This is a genomic window from Pseudomonas sp. PS01303, assembly GCF_029959385.1.
Lineage (GTDB): Bacteria > Pseudomonadota > Gammaproteobacteria > Pseudomonadales > Pseudomonadaceae > Aquipseudomonas > Aquipseudomonas rustica.
In genome coordinates, this window is record NZ_JASCPK010000281.1 from 1 (window position 1) to 2,774 (window position 2,774).

Annotated in this window: 2 protein-coding genes; both read left to right on the forward strand. The window is 61.7% G+C overall.

Translation table 11 applies throughout. The features are described 5' to 3' along the window. Nucleotides 1-98 precede the first annotated feature (98 nt). Nucleotides 99-1,091 carry an AraD1 family protein gene (araD1, locus tag QMX93_RS30395; protein ID WP_282359290.1) on the forward strand — a complete coding sequence of 331 codons (993 nt, stop codon included), beginning with the start codon at nt 99-101 and terminating at the stop codon, nt 1,089-1,091. A gap of 9 nt (nt 1,092-1,100) precedes the next feature. Further along, nucleotides 1,101-2,681: an aldehyde dehydrogenase (NADP(+)) gene (locus QMX93_RS30400; protein ID WP_282359292.1), complete on the forward strand. Its 1,581-nt coding sequence runs from the start codon at nt 1,101-1,103 to the stop codon at nt 2,679-2,681. Nucleotides 2,682-2,774 lie beyond the last annotated feature (93 nt).

Consider the following 2,774-nt stretch of genomic DNA (forward strand, 5'->3'; position numbering starts at 1 on the left):
GTCTTTCAGTTGACAACTTTTTGGCTGACACACCGCTATCGCGAGCAGGCTCACTCCTACAAGGATCTGCGGTGTTTCGAATAACACAGGAGAAAATCATGCATCTGGTTCAATTCGAATTAAGCAACCGCGAACGCCGTGTCGGCGTGGTCGACAACGGTGTGGTGCGCGAAGTACAGGACGCCCGCAGCGTGCGCGATCTGGCGCTCGCCGCCATCGAGGCCGGCAACACCCTCGAGCAGCAAGTGCAAACCCTCGGCCTCGGCATAAGCCACGACTACGCCGAACTGCTGTCGCAACTGCGCATCCTGCCGCCACTCGATCACCCGGATCCGGCGCACATGTTGATCAGCGGCACCGGCCTGACTCACCTCGGCAGCGCCTCGGCCCGCGACAAAATGCACCAGCAGGCCGGCGACGAAGCGACGATGACCGACACCATGCGCATCTTCAAATGGGGCGTGGAGGGCGGTAAACCGGCGGTGGGGCAGGCCGGTGTGCAACCGGAATGGTTCTACAAAGGCGACGGCAGCATCGTCGTGCGTCCGGGCCAACCGTTCCCGGTACCGCCATTTGCCGAAGACGCCGGCGAAGAACCTGAGATGGCCGGGCTGTACATCATCGGCAACGACGGCAAGCCTTATCGCCTCGGTTTCGCGGTCGGTAACGAGTTCTCCGACCACGTCATGGAACGCAAGAATTACCTGTACCTCGCGCACTCGAAACTGCGCAGTTGCAGCTATGGCCCGGAACTTCGCACCGGTGAATTGCCTCAACATCTGGCAGGCACCAGCCGCATCCTGCGCGACGGCGAAGTGCTCTGGCAGAACGAGTTTCTCAGCGGCGAGGCGAACATGTGCCACAGCCTCGCCAACCTCGAGTACCACCACTTCAAGTACAGCCAGTTCCTGCGTCCCGGCGACGTGCACATTCATTTCTTCGGCACCGCGACCCTGTCGTTTGCCGATGGGATTCGCACCCAACCGGGTGACGTCTTCGAAATCAGCCAAGCCGAATTCGGCGCACCGCTGGTCAACGGCATCGTCCCGGTACCAGCGGCGTTTGAACCGGACAGCATCGGCACCCTTTAAGGAGATCCCATGACTCAGATTCTCGGTCACAACTACATCGGCGGTCAGCGCAGTGCCGCTGGCGACGTCAAACTGCAATCGGTCGACGCCACCACGGGCGAACAGCTGCCCCACGATTTCATTCAGGCCACGCTGGAAGAAGTCGGCGCTGCGGCCAAGGCTGCCGCTGCCGCCTACCCGGCGTATCGCAGCCTTAGCGCTGAGCGCCGCGCGCAGTTTCTCGATGCGATCGCTGATGAACTGGATGCCCTCGGTGATGATTTCGTCGCCGTGGTCTGCCGCGAAACCGCATTGCCGGCCGGGCGTATTCAGGGTGAGCGCGGACGCACCAGCGGACAGATGCGTCTGTTCGCCAAAGTGCTGCGCCGAGGCGATTTTTATGGCGCGCGGATTGATCTGCCGTTGCCGGATCGTCAGCCATTGCCACGCCCGGATTTGCGTCAGTACCGCATCGGTCTCGGCCCTGTAGCGGTGTTCGGTGCGAGCAATTTCCCGCTGGCATTTTCTACTGCGGGCGGCGACACCGCATCGGCGCTGGCCGCCGGTTGCCCGGTGGTGTTCAAGGCCCACAGCGGCCACATGGCGACAGCAGAGCTGGTTGCTGGTGCGCTGATTCGCGCCGCCGAAAAAACTGCGATGCCGGCCGGTGTGTTCAACATGATCTACGGCGGTGGCGTCGGTGAATGGCTGGTCAAGCATCCGGCGATTCAAGCAGTTGGTTTCACTGGCTCGCTGAAGGGCGGTCGTGCGCTGTGCGACATGGCGGCGGCGCGCCCGCAACCGATCCCGGTGTTCGCCGAGATGTCGAGCATCAATCCGGTGATCGTTTTGCCGCAGGCACTGGCCGAGCGTTCCGAAACCATCGCCCGCGATTTAACTGCTTCGGTGGTGCAAGGCTGCGGCCAGTTCTGCACCAATCCTGGCTTGGTGATCGGCATTCGTTCGCCAGAGTTCAGTGCGTTTGTGCAGCAGGTTTCTGGTTTGATCGGTGATCAACCGGCGCAAACCATGCTCAACGCGGGCACCCTCGGCAGCTACGGCAAAGGCTTGCAGAAGCTGCTGGCGCATCCCGGCATCGAACATCTGGCCGGCAATCCGCAGCAGGGCAATCAGGCGCAGCCGCAGCTGTTCAAGGCTGACGTCAGCCTGTTGATCGAGGGTGACGAAGTCCTGCAGGAAGAAGTGTTCGGCCCGACCACGGTAATTGTTGAAGTGGCGGACAAGGCGCAACTCAGCGCGGCGTTGCAGGGTCTGCACGGTCAACTGACGGCGACGATTATTGGTGAATTGGCGGATTTCGAGCGCTTCGCTGAACTGACGCCGCTGCTGGAGCAGAAGGTCGGGCGGATCTTGCTTAACGGCTATCCAACTGGCGTTGAGGTGTGCGATTCGATGGTGCATGGCGGGCCGTATCCGGCCACCTCCGATGCACGCGGCACCTCCGTCGGTACGCTGGCGATCGACCGCTTCCTGCGCCCGGTGTGCTTCCAGAACTACCCGGACAGCTTGCTGCCCGAGCCACTGAAAAACGCCAACCCGCTGCGCATCCAACGCCTGGTTGACGGCAAACCTAGCCGCGAAGCCCTCTGACACACCACCCCTGTAGGAGCTGCCGAAGGCTGCGATCTTTTGATCTTGATTTCAAAAACAACCAGGTGGGGGTTTACCCCAGTACCGGGCCAC